Annotated in this window: 19 protein-coding genes and 1 riboswitch; all 19 genes read left to right on the plus strand. The window is 58.8% G+C overall.

Annotation, left to right across the window (positions count from 1 at the left end; translation table 11 throughout):
• Positions 1-586 (plus strand): carboxyl transferase domain-containing protein (locus V3W31_00415; protein MEE9613401.1); only part of this gene is annotated, 586 nt, incomplete at its 5' end.
• A gap of 142 nt (positions 587-728) precedes the next feature.
• Positions 729-1577, plus strand: coding sequence for a sulfotransferase domain-containing protein (locus tag V3W31_00420; GenBank protein ID MEE9613402.1), 849 nt, complete (start codon positions 729-731; stop codon positions 1575-1577).
• Between the two features lie 20 nt (positions 1578-1597).
• A complete protein-coding gene (locus V3W31_00425) occupies positions 1598-2446 on the plus strand; it encodes a sulfotransferase (GenBank protein ID MEE9613403.1) in 849 nt (282 codons plus the stop codon).
• 18 nt (positions 2447-2464) lie between these two features.
• Complete coding sequence (locus V3W31_00430) at positions 2465-3541, plus strand: agl cluster protein AglQ (GenBank protein ID MEE9613404.1); 1077 nt, start codon at positions 2465-2467, stop codon at positions 3539-3541.
• Entirely contained in the window at positions 3538-4467 is a 930-nt protein-coding gene (locus tag V3W31_00435) for a glycosyltransferase (GenBank protein ID MEE9613405.1), read from the plus strand. Before V3W31_00430 ends, V3W31_00435 begins: the two co-directional genes overlap by 4 nt.
• Before the next feature lie 139 nt (positions 4468-4606).
• Positions 4607-4733: riboswitch (SAM riboswitch) on the plus strand.
• 176 nt (positions 4734-4909) lie between these two features.
• On the plus strand, positions 4910-6163 hold the full coding sequence (locus tag V3W31_00440) for a threonine synthase (GenBank protein MEE9613406.1): 1254 nt from the start codon (positions 4910-4912) through the stop codon (positions 6161-6163).
• 97 nt (positions 6164-6260) lie between these two features.
• Entirely contained in the window at positions 6261-7217 is a 957-nt protein-coding gene (locus V3W31_00445; GenBank protein ID MEE9613407.1) for a 4Fe-4S binding protein, read from the plus strand.
• On the plus strand, positions 7214-7486 hold the full coding sequence (locus V3W31_00450; GenBank protein ID MEE9613408.1) for a sulfurtransferase TusA family protein: 273 nt from the start codon (positions 7214-7216) through the stop codon (positions 7484-7486). The genes V3W31_00445 and V3W31_00450 overlap by 4 nt, the downstream gene beginning before the upstream one ends.
• A gap of 28 nt (positions 7487-7514) precedes the next feature.
• Positions 7515-7790 (plus strand): ubiquitin-like small modifier protein 1, encoded by a 276-nt coding sequence (locus tag V3W31_00455; protein MEE9613409.1) that lies wholly within the window; start codon positions 7515-7517, stop codon positions 7788-7790.
• Between the two features lie 13 nt (positions 7791-7803).
• The gene (locus V3W31_00460) at positions 7804-8040 is read left to right on the plus strand and encodes an NIL domain-containing protein (protein MEE9613410.1); all 237 of its coding nucleotides are present in this window, start codon (positions 7804-7806) and stop codon (positions 8038-8040) included.
• Between the two features lie 416 nt (positions 8041-8456).
• Positions 8457-9410 (plus strand): cysteine synthase, encoded by a 954-nt coding sequence (locus tag V3W31_00465; GenBank protein MEE9613411.1) that lies wholly within the window; start codon positions 8457-8459, stop codon positions 9408-9410.
• A 7-nt stretch (positions 9411-9417) separates the two neighbouring features.
• The gene (locus tag V3W31_00470) at positions 9418-9834 is read left to right on the plus strand and encodes a M67 family metallopeptidase (GenBank protein MEE9613412.1); all 417 of its coding nucleotides are present in this window, start codon (positions 9418-9420) and stop codon (positions 9832-9834) included.
• Positions 9835-9886: 52 nt separating this feature from the next.
• On the plus strand, positions 9887-10702 hold the full coding sequence (gene moeB / locus V3W31_00475) for a molybdopterin-synthase adenylyltransferase MoeB (protein MEE9613413.1): 816 nt from the start codon (positions 9887-9889) through the stop codon (positions 10700-10702).
• A gap of 10 nt (positions 10703-10712) precedes the next feature.
• Positions 10713-11939 (plus strand): radical SAM protein, encoded by a 1227-nt coding sequence (locus V3W31_00480; GenBank protein MEE9613414.1) that lies wholly within the window; start codon positions 10713-10715, stop codon positions 11937-11939.
• Between the two features lie 17 nt (positions 11940-11956).
• Complete coding sequence (locus tag V3W31_00485) at positions 11957-13390, plus strand: DASS family sodium-coupled anion symporter (GenBank protein ID MEE9613415.1); 1434 nt, start codon at positions 11957-11959, stop codon at positions 13388-13390.
• 5 nt (positions 13391-13395) lie between these two features.
• Positions 13396-13860: a universal stress protein gene (locus tag V3W31_00490; GenBank protein MEE9613416.1), complete on the plus strand. Its 465-nt coding sequence runs from the start codon at positions 13396-13398 to the stop codon at positions 13858-13860.
• Between the two features lie 47 nt (positions 13861-13907).
• On the plus strand, positions 13908-14540 hold the full coding sequence (cysC, locus tag V3W31_00495) for an adenylyl-sulfate kinase (GenBank protein MEE9613417.1): 633 nt from the start codon (positions 13908-13910) through the stop codon (positions 14538-14540).
• The gene (locus V3W31_00500; protein MEE9613418.1) at positions 14540-15295 is read left to right on the plus strand and encodes a phosphoadenylyl-sulfate reductase; all 756 of its coding nucleotides are present in this window, start codon (positions 14540-14542) and stop codon (positions 15293-15295) included. The genes cysC and V3W31_00500 overlap by 1 nt, the downstream gene beginning before the upstream one ends.
• Positions 15292-15907, plus strand: a 616-nt coding sequence (gene sat / locus V3W31_00505) for a sulfate adenylyltransferase (protein MEE9613419.1), incomplete at its 3' end; no start/stop codon positions are given. The genes V3W31_00500 and sat, both read left to right, overlap by 4 nt.

Raw genomic sequence — 15907 nt, forward strand, 5'->3', positions numbered from 1 at the left:
GAAGGTCTTGAGGAACTTCGGCATGCCCAACCCGGAGGGCTACCGGAAGGCGCTCCGGTTGATGAAGCTTGCCGAGCGTTTCAAAAAACCGGTAGTTACCCTTATAGACACCCCGGGCGCGTACCCCGGCATAGGGGCCGAGGAGAGGGGGCAGGCCGAGGCCATCGCCACGAACCTCATGCATATGGCGGGGCTCAGGGTGCCCGTGGTCAGCGCGGTTATTGGCGAGGGCGGCAGTGGCGGGGCACTCGCGCTGGGGGTGGCCGACAGGATCCTCATGCTCGAGTACTCGACCTATTCGGTCATCTCGCCCGAGGGCTGTGCCGCCATCCTCTGGAAGGACGGGAGCAAGGCCGAGACCGCGGCAAAGGCTTTGAAACTATGCGCCCCGGACCTCCTGGAGCTCGGCGTCATAGACGCGATAGTCGAGGAGCCCACCGGAGGCGCGCACCGCAACCCGCAAAAAGTCTTTAAGGACCTGAAGGCCGCCCTGGCCGAAGCCTTGAGGGAGCTAAGCTCCAAGCCCGTGGAGGACCTCCTCCGGGAGCGCCATGAAAAGTACCGCTCCATCGGGGTCTTCAAATAGCCCGACGGGAAGCTGATAGCCGTTAGCGGCAATGTTCTATAATAGTCTGTTTTTCCTGTATTATATCCGGAGCTAACTATTTTGGGACAACCAGGCCAGAGACGGCAAGGGTGTTCTTTAGCCCAAGGAGGGGGCTGAACGCATGAAGAGGTTATTAGGCAGGAAGATGGCCAGAACCTTGCCCGAGTGTACTCAGAGGCCGATTAGGAAGTTTTTCGACCTCTATAGGTCGGTCGTAGAGTGGTCCTATCTTTCCGGGCTCCGCTCGACCGAGGGGCTGTCGTTGCCCGACTTTATGGGTATCGGCGCGCAGAAGGCCGGAACGAGGTGGCTACACGAGAACCTGTGCGCCCATCCCGAGCTCTACCTTGCCACCCCCAAGGAACTCCACTTCTTTAACTGGTACCTTTACAGGGGTTTCAACTACTATTCCAGGAAGTTCGAGCCGGGACGCGGGATGTTGAAAGGGGAGGTGACGCCGGCTTACAGCCAGCTGCCATTGAGCCGGATACGCTTCATCCGGGAGTTCATGCCGGATGTGAAGTTCATACTGATCTTGCGTAATCCCGTTGACCGGGCGTGGTCGAACGCTCAGATGTCGATCGTGAGGCATACCGGAAGAAGTTCCGAAGACGTGGGTGAGGCGGAGTTCGTGGCCCACTTCAACTCTTCGCATTCCACGAGACGGGGCGACTACCCGACAATCCTCGATAACTGGCTGAGCGTTTTCCCGCGCGAGCAGATCTTTATAGGCTTTTTTGAGGACCTGTCCGAAAGGCCTAAAGAGCTTCTCGGCGATATATTCGAGTTCCTGGGCGTCAGCAGAGACGTGGACTGGGAGCTCTTTCCATACGGGCGCGTTTTCGCAAAAGGCTCCAAACACACTCCGATGCCCGATAAGTTCAGGGAGTACCTGCAGGATATGTACAGGCGGGATATAGAGCTTCTGTACGAACGCTTCGGGGAGCCCGTTAAGGGCTGGCGCTGTTAGCGGCGCGGGCTCAGGTGGTTATGGAAAAGAAAAAGACCGGGAGAAAGTTCGTCCTTATAATAGGGGCCATGAAGTCGGGTACGACAAGCCTTTTCGGCTACCTGTCGGAGCACCCCGAAATTGCGCGCTGCAAGAGAAAAGAGCCCAACTTCTTCTCGGGCCCCGACTGGAGGAGGGGATATGGATGGTACGAGAGGTTGTGGGGCAGCGGCGTCCCGGAGGGCAAGCTCCTCCTGGAGGCCTCGACCTTCTACACCAAGGTGCCCCAGTTTCCGAACGCCGCCGAGAGGATAGCCGCCACTGACGCGGAGTTCAAGTTCATATATATCATGAGGAACCCCATCGACAGGATAGAGTCCCACTACACGCACATGGTCGTCCGCAAGGGAGTCAAGCGCGAGCTCGAAGATACGCTCAAGGAGGACGGTCACTATATCAATACATCGAGGTACGCGAAACAGCTCGACGAGTACTATAAGAGATTCCCTCCGGAGGACATCCTCCTTTTGAACTTCGAAGATCTCAAGGCGAACCCCGACGAGCTTATGCGCCGTGTCTGTCGGTTTCTCTCCATAGACCCGTCATTCAACTTCCGGCGCACGGGTAAAGTCTTGAACAAGAACAAGGGGAGGTACTTGAGTCCGCGGATTAACAGGCTCCTTAAGGCTGCACCGGCTATCCGCCACCTGACGGCCCTTGTCCCCTCCGTGTTTAAGAAGCCCGTAAAGGAAAGGATAGGCAAGCTGGAAGACAACTTTAAATTTACCCCGGAGCAGAGGGCCCTGGCCGAGAGCTACCTGGCCGACGACTTGAGGAGGCTGGCCGGGGAATACGGGATCGATCTGTCGAGCTGGGGGATTAAGCTTTAGGGACAGACCCGGAGAGAGATGCGTCTAAGCGACCTAATAGTTCAATCCGCAAGCGCCGCGCTCGACATCCAGCGCGAGGACGGGTCGTTCCCGCCCGGACACAACGGGCCGTACCACGACTCCGAAACGCCGGTACGCAACACCGCGCACTGGCTGGTTACGCTCTTAAAGGCCCACGAACTTTCCGGCGGGGACGCGTTCGTGGGTTCGGCGAGGCGCGCGGCGGAGTATCTGGCGTCGCCGGAGGCGCGTCCCATGGGTGCGACCTTCCACTGCCGCACCAACCCCGAAATGGACTCCTGTAACGGTCTCGTGGGCCAGGCCTGGGTAATAGAGGCGCTCGCGGCCGCCGGAAGCCGCCTTGGGGAGCGCGGGTACTCGGAGCTTGCCGAAGAGGTCTTCCTGCTGCACCCCTTCAACGAAGGGCGGGGGCTCTGGACGGTCGTGAACATGGACGGGAGCAAGGCTAACGCCATAAAGGCCTTCAACCAGCATCTCTGGCTGGCCGCCGCCGCTTCCCTGATAGACGGGAAAAAGGATGAATTGATAAAGGAACGCGTCAATAGATTCATGGACCTCCTGCCGGAAAACCTCTCGCTCAGAAGGAGCGGAAGGATAGTCCATAACATGGAGTCCGGAAGACAGGAGCGCAAATATCTTTACAGAAGGCTATTTCGGACCGGACCCGAAAAGCCCCGTCCAATCGGACGCGGCAAGGAGACGGGCTACCACGCCTTCAACCTCTACGCGTTCGCCATCTTGAAGGAGTACCTCCCCGACCACCCGTTCTGGAGCAGCAAAAAGTTTGCGAGGGCCCTGGGCTTTGTGAACCGCACGGAGTTCATCGACCGCCTGGAGGGGGACGAGTACGGCTTCGGCTACAACCCGGTAGGCTTCGAGGTGGCCTGTGCCGCACAGGTGTTCCCTTCATTCTTCGCTTCCGAGAGGGGTGCGAGCTGGTGGGTGAACGAGCAGCTCAGGCGCTGCTACTATCCCGGCGAGAAGATGATGAGCCGGACCGGGGCTGACGGGCTTACCCTGGCGGCCCGTCTCTACGAGTGTACGCGTCTGGAAGATATGGAGGTCGAGCTATGACGGTCAAGGGGACGACGTCCTTCGAGGGAGCGGGCAACCCCGATGAGTTTCCCATGGTCTCGGTCATAATCCCAGTCTATAATGATTTGAAGCGGCTCGAGATATGCCTCGATGCGCTTCAGGTGCAGAGCTACCCGAAGGACCGCTACGAGGTCGTGGTCGTCGATAACGGCTCCGAGCGGGATATCGAGGGGGCTCTCAAAAAGTACGAGATGGTCCGTTTCGGTCGGGAAGACAAACGCGGTTCGTACGCGGCCCGCAACAGGGGGCTTGATATGGCAGGCGGCGAACTGATAGCCTTTACCGACTCCGACTGCATACCGGCCGAAGAGTGGATGGAGAAGGGCGTGAAGGCCTTTTTGGCTGTCCCCGGCTGCGGGCTTGTCGCCGGGGGGATAGAGTTCTTCTTCAGCGACCCGGAGAACCCAACGGCAGTGGAGCTCTATGACAGCATTGTCCACCTCAAGCAGAAAAACTATGTTGAAAACGGAAGATACGGGGCGACGGCGAACGTCTTTACCAGCAGGAAGGTCATCGACGCCGTGGGCCCTTTTAACGACAGGCTTAAGTCCGGCGGGGACTCGGAATGGGGCAAGCGCGTCTTTTCCCACGGGTATAAGGTGGCCTACGCGGATGACGCCCGTGTCTTCCATCCGGCAAGGCGCTCCTTCGGGCAGATCCGCAGGAAGACCCTGCGGCTCGCCGGCGGGACCCACGAAAGGCTCGAAGAGAATATCTTTACCTATCTGATACGCCTGCCCTTGATAGTGATGGACAACGCGGCCCTGATATACGGTGTCTGGCGCGACAAGAGGCTAAAGGGTATCGGGCGCAAGTTCAAGGTCTCTGCCCTCGCTTTAATGGTAAAGTCTCTTCAGTTCTTCGAAAGGATACGGCTGAACATGGGGGGCAGGTCCAGGGGGTAGAGCGGGTTTTAAAGCCAGCCCCCTGCCTTTTCTTTTTTGCGATTGAGAGAATACCGACCCCCCCCTGAACCCCCTGCCCACAGAATTCCCTTGACACGGCGCCCCCCATGTAGTACCTTGTCCTGACAACTGAATATCATTCTTATCAAGAGTGGCGGAGGGATCTGGCCCTGCGATGCCACAGCAACCGGTCCGGCCTTTAAAAAGGCGGGACGTCAGGTGCTAACTCCAGCAGGCTCCCCAAAGGGGATCTTGGAAGATAAGAAGAGGATATAGAATCCCTTCTTAGCTTCGCGCAAAGAGGGGCTTTTTTTTGGGACGGGGCTTTCTTGTCCCTGAAACCGAACGACTGGTATGCGAGTTTGTAAACAAGGAAACACGCGGTCATTCCTGCGGAAGCAGGAATCCAGTCTTTTTAGAGAGGGAAGAAGGGAGTTTATCCATGAGTTACATGAAGGCGCTAAAGTGCAGGGAGTGCGGCAAAGAGTACCCGAAGGAAGCGCTCCACGTCTGCGAATACTGCTTCGGACCGCTCGAAGTGGTATATGAGTACGATGAAATAAAAAAGGTCCTCGACCGGGAGACGATCGAAAAGAGGCCGCCGAACATGTGGCGCTACCGGGAACTCCTCCCGCTCGAAGGCGAGCCCACGGTCGGCGCACAGGTAGGTTTTACCCCGCTCATAAGGGCGAATAACCTGGCCGAAGCGCTCGGCGTCGAAGAGCTCTACCTGAAGAACGACGCCGTCAACTACCCGACCCTTTCCTTCAAGGACCGGGTCGTGTCGGTGGCCATTTCCCGGGCTCGGGAGATGGGTTTCGACGTAATCTCGTGCGCCTCGACCGGGAACCTCGCAAACTCGGTCGCGGCGCATGCCGCGGCATGCGGCATGGACAGCTACGTCTTTATCCCCTTCGACCTCGAGCAGACCAAAATACTCGGCACGCTCGTCTACGGCTCGAAGGTGGTCGGCATAAAGGGCACCTACGACGAGGTGAACCGCCTCTGCTCGGAGATAGCGGGGAAGTACGGCTGGGCGTTCGTCAACATAAACATCCGGCCCTACTATGCCGAGGGCTCGAAGGCTTTCGGGTACGAGATAGCCGAGCAGCTCGGCTGGCGGCTGCCGAAGCATACGGTGGTCCCGATGGCCGGCGGCTCGCTCATAACGAAGATATGGAAGGCCTATAAGGAGTTCCAAAAACTCGGGTTCGTGGAGGAGGCCCCCGCGAGCGTATACGGCGCGCAGGCGGCGGGGTGCGCCCCCATAGTCACGGCCGTAAAGCAGGGGAGCGAACTAATAACGCCGGTGAGGCCCAAGACCGTGGCCAAGAGCCTCGCCATAGGCAACCCGGCCGATGGCTACTACTCGGTAAAGGCCATAAAAGAGAGCGGGGGGTGGGCCGAGGACGTAACCGACGAGGAGATAGTGGACGCCATGAAGCTCCTTGCCGAGACCGAGGGCATATTCGCCGAGACGGCCGGAGGCGTGACGCTCGGGGTCACGAAGAAACTCCTCGATCAGGGAAGGATTCCTAAAGACGAGTCCATAGTGATCTCCATTACCGGTAACGGCCTTAAGACGCAGGAAGCGCTCCAGGGAAAGCTCAAGGAGGCCCCGGTCATCGAGGCGAGCCTTAAGGAGTTCGACGATCTGGTCGAAAGCTCGGGCAGGGAGTACGCGGTAAAAGGGTAATGACGCGCACTTGCCTGATACAGGACTTTTCTGGTATGATATAAGATGCTGCTCAGTCAAATACGGCCAATAAGGAAGGGAGTGTGGATATAAGGTTATGGACCGCTTCATAGAGGATAAGACGACAAAGGTAAAGGTAGACTACGAAGGCGCCGAGCACAAGGTCGACTTTAACGACCTTAAGACCGGCGGCTTCATAAAGCAGAGGCAGAAGGACCTCTTCACCGTGAGGCTCCGCTGCCCCGGCGGCAGGATGCCCACCGACAAGCTCGTCGAGGTCTCCAAGCTCGCCCATAAGTACAGCAAGAAGGGGGTCGTGCACTTCAGCTTCCGCCAGTCGCTGGAGATACTCTACGTGGACTACAGGGAGTTCACCCCTCTGGTGAAGGAGCTCGAGGCCATAGGCATGAAGGTAGCATCCTGCGGCCCGAGGGTCAGGGTCCCCACGGCCTGCGGCGGCTGCGAGTATAACCCCAACGGGCTGACCGATACGCAGGGCTTGGCCCGGATGGTGGATGAGAAGTTCTTCGGCACGCCCACGCACCACAAGTTCAAGATATCGTTCTCGGGCTGCCCCATCGACTGCGCCAGGACCCGCGGGATGGATCTGGGCTTCCAGGGCCTTGTCGAGCCGGAGTGGGAAGAGCCCACGTGCACGGGCTGCACCATATGCTCCGAGGCCTGCAAGGAGGACGCCATAGAGTCCGACCCGGATACGGGTAAACCCATATTCTCCCCCGATAAGTGCATCTACTGCGGAGACTGCATAAGGGCATGCCCCACGGGCGCCTGGAGGGCCAAGAGGTACGGACATACGATAAGGGTCGGCGGCAAGCACGGACGCCACCCCATAGATGCCGAAGAGGTGGCTACCTTCGTGCCGGACGAGAAGATCCCGGACGTCATAGAGAAGACCGTCGAGTGGTACATGGCCAAGGGGATAAGGGGCGAGAGGATAGGCACCACACTCGCGCGCGTCGGGGTGGAGGACCTCAAGAAGGCCCTTGAGCCGGTCATTGGAGAGATTGCGGCTCCAGAGAAGGAGAGAACATGAGCGAGGCAAAGACCGAGGCGGCCAAGGCCGCGTCGCCGGACATATCACCGGACATATCAATCGACCTCAGGGGGACGCTCTGCCCCATGAACTTCGTCAAGACCAAGCTCGAGCTCGAAGCCATGGAGACGGGGCAGGTCCTCGAGGTCGTGCTCGACAGCGGCGAGCCCATCCAGAACGTCCCCAAGAGCATAAAGGAAGAGGGACATAAGATAGTGGACGTAAAGAGGGAAGATGATCACTTCAGGATCAAGGTAAAGAAGTGCTGAAAACCAACCGTAAAGAGGAGGGGAAAAGATGCCGATAAAGGTCAGGATACCGACGCCGCTCAGGAAGATCACCGACGGCAAGGACGAGGTGGAGGCCGCGGGCTCGACCGTCGCGGAGCTTCTCGACGACCTCGAAAAGAACTATCCGGGGATTAAGGAGCGTATCTGCGAGGAAGACGGAACCCCCAGGCGCTTCGTCAACTTCTACCTGAACGACGAGGATATCCGCTTCAAGGAAAATACCGGCACGGCGGTAAAGGACGGGGACGAGATCTCCATTATACCGGCCATAGCGGGAGGGTAGGGGGCGGAAAAAAATGAAAAAAAAGGTATACCTCACATACTCCAAGGGTCTCGTTAAGGAGCCCCTTATCTACCAGGCAGGCCAGCTCTTCAAGGTCACCACCAACATCCGCCAGGCCAGCATCTCCGAGGAGGTGGGGCTGGTGGCCCTCGAGCTCGAAGGAGAGGCCCCAGAGATAGATAAGGCCCTAAGATTCTTTACCCAGAAGGGCGTTAAGGTCGAGCCCATCGAGCTCGACATAATAGAGTAAAACCACCCCCCCTGCGCGGATTTTACGGCAGGGGTGCTGCCGCACGGTTAGCGCCATACGCGGCCCAATAGAGTATTGGTATCCCGTACCCCGGCGGGTCGTCGTGAATTGAAACACCATCATGGTGCTGCCGCACGGTTAATGTGTATGCGGTCTTCTGTAACGTTAGCACTCTGGATTGCGGTCGATAGTTTCTAAATCTGAAACCCCGTCACGGGGTGCTGCCGCACGGTTAGCGCCATACGCGGCCCAATAGAGTATTGGTATCTCGTACCCTTGCGGTCGTCGTGAATTGAAACACCCGCGCCAAAGTTCTTGACAAAAATAGTAATGTATTGTAATCTTGACTAAGTTAGTAAGGTATTTTTTATCCATAAAGGACAATACGTTAGAGCTTTTCGAGGAGGTCTTATCGTATGAGAAGTGGAAAGGTTTTGAAGGAGGCGCCGCCCGTGAGGACGGCTCCTCCCATGAGTCATTCGATAATTGAGCTTGTGGGTAATACCCCGCTCGTCAGGATAAACGGCATCACCGCCCATCTTCCCGAGGGGGTTCGGGTCTGCGCCAAGCTCGAGGGCTACAACCCCGGGGGCTCGGTGAAGGACCGGCCCGCCTTGAGGATGATAGAGGACGCCGAGAAGGCGGGCAGGCTCACCGGCGACAAGATCATACTGGACTCGAGCTCGGGCAACACCGGCATAGCCTACGCGTGGATAGGTACCATGAAGGGGCACCTGGTGGACCTCGTGGTGCCGGAGAACGTGAGCGATGAGAGGAAGAAGATACTTAACGCCTTCGGCGCGAACGTCATATTCTCCGACCCGCTCGAGGGCTCGGACGGGGCCATACGCCACGCATGGAAGCTCTACGTCGACAACCCGGAGAAGTACTGCAAGCTCGACCAGTACAATAACCCCTCCAACCCCCAGGCGCATTACGACACCACGGGCCCGGAGATAATCGAGCAGACCGGCGGCGAGATAACACACTTCGTGGCCAGCATCGGCACCGGGGGCACCATAATGGGCACGGGCAGGAGGCTCAGGGAGTTCAATAAGGATATCGAGATAGTGGCCGTCGAGCCCAACTGCCCGCTCCACGGGCTCGAGGGGCTGAAACACATGGAGTCCTCGATCGTCCCTGGCATCTACCACGAAGAGAAGCTGACGAGGAAGATAGAGGCCTCCACCGAGGCCGCCTACGACATGACCAAGAGGATAGCCAGGGAAGAGGGTTTTATGGTGGGCCAGTCCTCCGGGGCGGCAATGGTCGCGGCCCTTGAGGTGGCCGAAACCCTGAAGCGCGGAACAGTGGTCGTCATATTCCCCGACGGCGGGGACAAGTACCTTAGCACCCGCCTCTGGGATTGAGCCCTCCATGCTTCGTATCTCCGGGGACGCCCACGATAAGATAATCGAAGACTCCAAAGGGGCCTACCCGCATGAGTGCTGCGGCGTGTTGGTTGGGAGTTCCGGACAGGAACGGACCGTCACAAAAGCAATAGAGGTCGAGAACCTGAATAAGGAGCGGGCCCGGGACCGCTACGAGATAGACCCCGCGGAGTTGAACAGGGTCGACAGGGAGGCAAGAAAAGAGGGGCTCGACATCATTGGGATATACCACTCCCACCCGGACCACCCGGACCGCCCCTCGGAGTTCGACAGGAAGAGGGGCCAGCCCGAGTACTCTTACGTTATCGTCTCGGTTATGGGAGGCAATGAGACTACGGTCAAGAGCTGGATATTCCACGACGAGGGGGAACCGTTCGAAGAGGAGGAAATAGAGGTAATATAGCCCGGTAACTTTAGCGCGTAACTTGCTAATATATAAGCATTAATAAAGGGGTATCATGGACTTTACGGAAGAACAGATCGAGCGCTACTCGCGCCACATAATACTGCCCGAAGTCGGGGGCAAGGGACAGGCTAAGCTCTTGAAGAGCAAGGTCTTCGTCCTCGGAGCGGGCGGGCTCGGCTCGCCCGCGCTCCTCTACCTCGCGGCGGCCGGGGTGGGCACCGTAGGCGTGGCCGACGGGGACGCCGTGGACCTGAGCAATCTCCAGCGGCAGATCATACATAATACCGACAGGATCGGAACGGCCAAGGTCCTCTCGGCAAAGCAGGCAATGGGTGAGCTGAACCCGGACGTGAACGTCGTTACCTATAACGGACGCCTTACGGCCGACAATATACGGGAGACCATAAGGGACTACGACGTGGTGCTCGACGGCTCGGACAACTTTCCGACCCGGTTCCTCATGAACGACGCGGCGTTCTTCGAGAAGAAGACACTCGTCTCGGGCTCGATGTTCCGCTTCGAGGGGCAGATAGCCACCTTCAAGGGGCATGAAGAAAAACCCTGCTACAGGTGCCTCTACCCGGAGCCGCCGCCCAAGGGGCTCGTCCCGAGCTGCCAGGAGGCGGGGGTGCTCGGCGCGCTCGCCGGGGTCATAGGGGTGCTCCAGGCCGTTGAGGCGATAAAAGAGATTCTTGGCATAGGGGAGGGGCTCGCCGGACGGCTCATGATATTCGACGCCCTCGGGATGAACTTCAGGAAGGTGAAGGTCAGGAAGGACCCCGACTGCGAGCTCTGCGGCGAAAAGGCGGTAATAAAAGAGTTAACGACATACGAAGAGGCGTGCGAGATAGCCGCGGCCAAGTGAGCAGCCACCCGTGAAGACCACATACTTCGACAACCCGGGCTCCCTTAAGATAGACCTGATGCTCCGGGGCATAAGGGTTGAAGAGTCGCTTGCCGACATAGAGGCCGTCTCGGGCCGGGCCGGGCCGGGCATAGACATAGTGCTTCCGAAAGGAACGCTCGTAAACGTCCCCTTCGGCGAGGAGTTCACAGAGGACTCCCCCTACCTCCTCAAAAAAGGGAAGAGGGGCTACGTCATAAGCGGAGAGGACGGCTCCGGCAAGGTATCGGCCAAGCTCGTACCACTACCGGCCTTCTACGGGAGGAAGACAACGACCGGGAAAGCTTTTTCCGACATAGCGACGGTGCACGGGAGCTACGTCGTGATAACCCCGTCGCCGCGCTGCGAGTTCTTCAACACGAGTGTCGAGTGCCGCTACTGCGCCGGGAACTTCGACATAAAGGGTGCGGACGATACGGTATATTCGATTGACGAGGTGCTGGAGACCACTGAAGCCGTCCTGAAGGAGAGGGCGAGCGGCATAGTCTACCTCTCCATAGGGTTCAGCCAGGGCGACGACGGGGGGATAGAGTTCCTCGCGCCTTACGTAAGGGCGGTAAAGAAGCACTTCAATTGTCTGGTGGCGGTCGAGGCCCTGCCGCCGAAGAGGAACCGATGGATTGACGAGACCTACGCGCTCGGGGCGGATTCAATCCTCTATAACCTCGAGATATTCGATAAGGAGCTTTTCGAGGTTATATGTCCCGGCAGGGCGGAACTCATCGGGAGGGACAGGTACATAGAGTCGCTCAAATACGCGGCCTCCATCTTCCCGAGCGGCACCGTCGCCTCTCATCTTATAGTGGGGCTCGAACCCCCCGGCTCCACCTGCATGGGCATAGAGTTCCTGACGGATATGGGGGTCGTACCGATACTGCCCGTATACAGGCCCTCTCACGGGAGGGCGCTCAGGATAGAGCCGCTCACGACCGAGATTATAATCCCGGTCTACCGGTACCTCTACAAAACGGTAAAGAAGAAGAGCATAAACATGAACTGGGTGGGGGACATAAGCATGGTAACCACCCCGATAGAGGGGAGGCTCCTTACCGACGAGAAAGGGGGGTTCGGCAGCGTGGTGGAGAGCTTTTATAAGACCAGGCTCGGAGCCAGGGCCGCCTGGGGGCTCTCCACGCTCAGAAGGAAGCTCAGGGTGAAAGATGCGGACGAACCCTCCGAACGGCGTTCGGGGGGCTGAGGGTAAAGGGATGTACTATGGGTGTAGAGATAGACAGGCGTTCCATATGGTTGCTGCTTGCCCTCCGGGGGCTCAGGCCGGGCTTCTTTCTGCTCGTGTTCGGGCTCTTCTGGTATATCGTGAGCCTGCCGGTGCCCGACGGGCTTACGCCGGAGGCGAAAAACGCGATAGCGGTATTCCTCCTCTGCCTCATACTCTGGGTAACGAACGCGATACCGCTGGCCATAACGAGTATCCTCGCCGTAGTCCTCATCCCCCTTACGGGGGTGCTGCCGCCAAAGGAGACCTACTCGCTATTCGGTAACGAGGCCGTTTTCTTTATCCTCGGGGCTTTCATACTGGCCGGAGCCGTGATGCATTCGGGGCTTTCCAACAGGATAGCCCTTATAATAATGGAGAGGTTCGGGTCCTCGCCCCGGAGCCTCCTCTTAAGTATATTCGGTCTTGCCGCCGTGCTCTCGTTCGTTATGTCCGAGCACGCGGTGGCCGCCATGCTCTTCCCCATAGTGCTGGAGATAGCCAAGGCGCTCAGGCTTCGGCCCGGGAGATCGAACTACGGGAAGCTCCTCTTCCTGGCGCTTGCCTGGGGCTGCGTCATTGGCGGCGTGGCCACCTTTCTCGGTGGCGCGAGGGTACCGCTGGCGGTGGGGATACTTAAGGAGAGCACGACCGAGACCATAGGTTTCCTCGCCTATACCGTGGCGGTAATACCGCTCGTTATCGTGCTGCTCGCGGTGGGCGCCTTCGTGCTTACGAGGGTACTGTCCATCGACATAGAGAGCGTGGAGAGCGCCCATGAGGTGCTGCAGAAACGCATCCACGGCATGGGCAAGGTCGGGTGGAGCGAGTATTCCGTGGGCACGGTGCTCGTCCTTACCATAGTATGCTGGATGACGCTCGGCACGACGGTGGGGCTCGCCACCGTGGCGTTGGCCTCGGTGGTGGTGCTCTTCATCTTCCGTCTCGTCAGGTGGAAGGACATCGAGGAGTACGTGAACTGGGGCGTGATCCTCATGTACGGTGGGGCCATCATACTCGGCGCCTCGCTCGAGAGGAGCGGGGCCGCGGGATGGCTCGCGGAGATGGCCGTAGGGGAGTGGGTTACGAGCCCGCTTACCGCCATCGCCTTCTTCTCGCTCGTAACGCTTCTGCTTACCGAGGGGATAAGCAACGCCGCGGTCATAGCCATCCTGCTCCCGGTGGGCTTGGGGCTCGCCGGGAGGTTCGAGATGGACCCGTCGCTGGTGACCTACTCCATAGCCGTGCCGGCGGGGCTTGCCTTCTGCATGCCGCTTGCCACGCCGGCAAACGCCATAGCCGTATCCTCGAGCTACGTCTCCATAGGGGATATGATGAAGGCGGGGGTGATCATGAGTTTTACGGCGTGGGTGGTGTTTAACCTGGTGGCGCGCTTCTGGTGGCCGATAATAGGTCTCGGGGGTATAGGCTGATGGGAATGAAGAACGTACTCCTTATACTCTCGACGTCGAGGACCTCGGAGGAGGCCATAGAGTTCGCCGTGGGGGCCGCCAAAGAGAGAGGGGGTACGCTCGTCGCCCTCTATCTCCTCGAGACCGGGCTCGCCGAGGAGGTCTTCGACAGGTTTTCGGACGTGGGCTTCATAGGCGACAGGCCCTCGACCGAGCTCTCCGAGGCCATAATGAAGGAGTACCGCCAGAGGGGCTACGAGGAGCTCGGCCTCGTGCAGGTACGCGCCATGGAGGAGGGCGTGGAGTTCGACCCCATAATGGAAGAGGGGGAGGTCGTATCCAGGGCGCTCGATATAATGGAGGGCCGCGAGGTGGCGCTCGCGGTATGCGTAAGGAGAAAGCAGAGCACCTTCGCGAGGTACTTCTCCGGCTCTCTCACCGACGAGCTCAAGGAAAAGGCCCCGTGCGAAGTCGTTGTGATCGAAGAATAGGTGAAGAATAACGGGTATCAAATAAGAAGAAGAGGAGAAGGGTGAAAATGACGGAAAAAACGATGGAGAAGAAAAGTACGAACATTACGTGGCATCACGGCAAGGTCACAAGGGAGGACAGGGAGAAGCTCATGGCGCAGAAGGGCGTGACCATCTGGCTGACGGGCCTTTCCGGCTCCGGCAAGTCCACGATAGCCGTGGAGCTGGAGCACGCGCTCCTGGACAATAACCACCAGGCCTATATACTCGACGGCGACAACGTCCGCCACGGCCTGAACAAGAACCTCGGCTTTTCGCCAGAGGACCGCGGCGAGAACATCCGGAGGATAGGGGAGGTCGCGCGGCTCTTTACCGACGCGAACATCGTAACCATAACCGCCTTCATATCCCCCTACAGGGCGGACAGGGACCAGGCGAGGGAGTTGCAGAAGGCTGACGGCGCTTCCAGATTTATAGAGGTCTACGTCAAGTGTCCGGTGGAGGTCTGCGAGGAGAGGGACGTAAAGGGGCTTTACAAGAAGGCGCGCGCCGGGGAGATAAAGGAGTTCACCGGCATCTCGGCCCCCTACGAGGAGCCGGAGAACGCGGAACTCGTCTTAGACAGTTCAAAACTCTCGGTCGAAGAGTCAACGAGGGCCATCCTCGGCTACCTCGAGGAGAAGGGATACATAACGCTCTAATGGTTGTAGACGTAACGGATAAGGCGCTCCTCGAAAAGCTTAACTCGATGGAGGCCGAAGAGCTCATACGGTGGGCCTTCGACGAGTTCGGCGAGAGGGCGGCCATAGGGACGAGCTTCCAGCTCTCGGGCTCGGTCATGGTGGATATGGCCGCCGGGGGCGGGAAGAAGTTCAGGGTCTTCACCGTCGATACCGGAAGGCTGCACCCGGAGACCTGCCGGGCCATAGCCGACGCCGAGGAGCGCTACGGCATCAAGGTCGAGAGGTTCCTGCCCGACGAGCGGCGGGTGAAGGAGATGGTGGACTCTTTCGGCGAGTATCTCTTCTTTACGGACAGGGCCGGGCAGGAGTTCTGCTGCAACGTCAGGAAGGTCGAGCCCAACAGGCGCGCGCTCGCCACTCTCGACGTCTGGATAACCGGGCTCAGGAGAGACCAGTCGAAGTACAGGCGGGAGGTGGAGAAGGCCGCTTTCGTAAGAGAGGGCGACAGGGACATACTGAAACTCTGCCCGCTCGCCAGCTGGGACATGGAGAGGGTCTGGAAGTACGTAAGGGAAAAGGGGCTCCCATATAATAAGCTCTTCGACAAGGGCTACGACAGCGTGGGCTGCGTTATATGCTCGACCCCGCTTCTTAAGGGCGAGGAGCCGAGGTCGGGGAGGTGGCGCTGGTTTAACGAGGACGACGATAAGAAGGAGTGCGGGATACACTTCCCGGGAGAAAACGATAAAACCGAAAAAGGAGGCAGTGAATGACCGGCACGATCGAGCCGCACGGCGGCACACTTGTAAACAGGATACTCGAGGGCAAGGAGCGTGACGAGGCGAAGAAAAAAGCCGAGGACCTTAAGAAGATAGCCCTTAGCACGAGGGAGATATCCGACCTCGAGATGATAGCGGTCGGGGCCTTCAGCCCGATCGAGGGCTTTATGTGCAGGGACGACTACCACTCGGTCATGGACACCATGACCCTTAAGAGCGGCCTTCCCTGGACCCTCCCGGTGACCCTTTCCGCCACCGGGGACGAGGTAAAGGGGCTTAAGGACGGCGAGGACGTGGCCCTTACCGACGAGGAGGGCAAGATACTCGCCCTGCTCCACCTCGATGAGGTCCACCCCCACGATAAGGAGAAGGAGTCCCTGGAGGTCTACGGCACCGCCGAGGAGGCCCACCCGGGGGTGAAGAAGGTGCTCGAAATGGGCGAGTTCCTGCTCGGCGGCAAGATTTCCGTCATAAACAGGCCCGAGCATAAGGAGTTCAAGGATAACAGGTTCGACCCGAAGGAGACCCGGGAGCTCTTTAAGAAGAACGGGTGGAAGAGGGTCGTGGGCTTTCAGACCCGTAACCCCATCCACCGCGCCCACGAGT

The sequence above is a fragment of the Thermodesulfobacteriota bacterium genome (genome assembly GCA_036482575.1).
In the GTDB taxonomy this organism is placed as follows: Bacteria; Desulfobacterota; GWC2-55-46; order GWC2-55-46; family JAUVFY01; genus JAZGJJ01.

Excerpts from the sequence above, each read along its gene's own strand:
- V3W31_00420 (MEE9613402.1), top strand. The coding sequence starts at position 729 with ATGAAGAGGTTATTAGGCAGGAAGATGGCCAGAACCTTGCCCGAGTGT.
- V3W31_00425 (MEE9613403.1), top strand. The coding sequence starts at position 1,598 with ATGGAAAAGAAAAAGACCGGGAGAAAGTTCGTCCTTATAATAGGGGCC.
- V3W31_00430 (MEE9613404.1), top strand. The coding sequence starts at position 2,465 with ATGCGTCTAAGCGACCTAATAGTTCAATCCGCAAGCGCCGCGCTCGAC.
- V3W31_00435 (MEE9613405.1), top strand. The coding sequence starts at position 3,538 with ATGACGGTCAAGGGGACGACGTCCTTCGAGGGAGCGGGCAACCCCGAT.
- V3W31_00440 (MEE9613406.1), top strand. The coding sequence starts at position 4,910 with ATGAGTTACATGAAGGCGCTAAAGTGCAGGGAGTGCGGCAAAGAGTAC.
- V3W31_00445 (MEE9613407.1), top strand. The coding sequence starts at position 6,261 with ATGGACCGCTTCATAGAGGATAAGACGACAAAGGTAAAGGTAGACTAC.
- V3W31_00450 (MEE9613408.1), top strand. The coding sequence starts at position 7,214 with ATGAGCGAGGCAAAGACCGAGGCGGCCAAGGCCGCGTCGCCGGACATA.
- V3W31_00455 (MEE9613409.1), top strand. The coding sequence starts at position 7,515 with ATGCCGATAAAGGTCAGGATACCGACGCCGCTCAGGAAGATCACCGAC.
- V3W31_00460 (MEE9613410.1), top strand. The coding sequence starts at position 7,804 with ATGAAAAAAAAGGTATACCTCACATACTCCAAGGGTCTCGTTAAGGAG.
- V3W31_00465 (MEE9613411.1), top strand. The coding sequence starts at position 8,457 with ATGAGAAGTGGAAAGGTTTTGAAGGAGGCGCCGCCCGTGAGGACGGCT.
- V3W31_00470 (MEE9613412.1), top strand. The coding sequence starts at position 9,418 with ATGCTTCGTATCTCCGGGGACGCCCACGATAAGATAATCGAAGACTCC.
- V3W31_00485 (MEE9613415.1), top strand. The coding sequence starts at position 11,957 with ATGGGTGTAGAGATAGACAGGCGTTCCATATGGTTGCTGCTTGCCCTC.
- V3W31_00490 (MEE9613416.1), top strand. The coding sequence starts at position 13,396 with ATGAAGAACGTACTCCTTATACTCTCGACGTCGAGGACCTCGGAGGAG.
- cysC (MEE9613417.1), top strand. The coding sequence starts at position 13,908 with ATGACGGAAAAAACGATGGAGAAGAAAAGTACGAACATTACGTGGCAT.
- V3W31_00500 (MEE9613418.1), top strand. The coding sequence starts at position 14,540 with ATGGTTGTAGACGTAACGGATAAGGCGCTCCTCGAAAAGCTTAACTCG.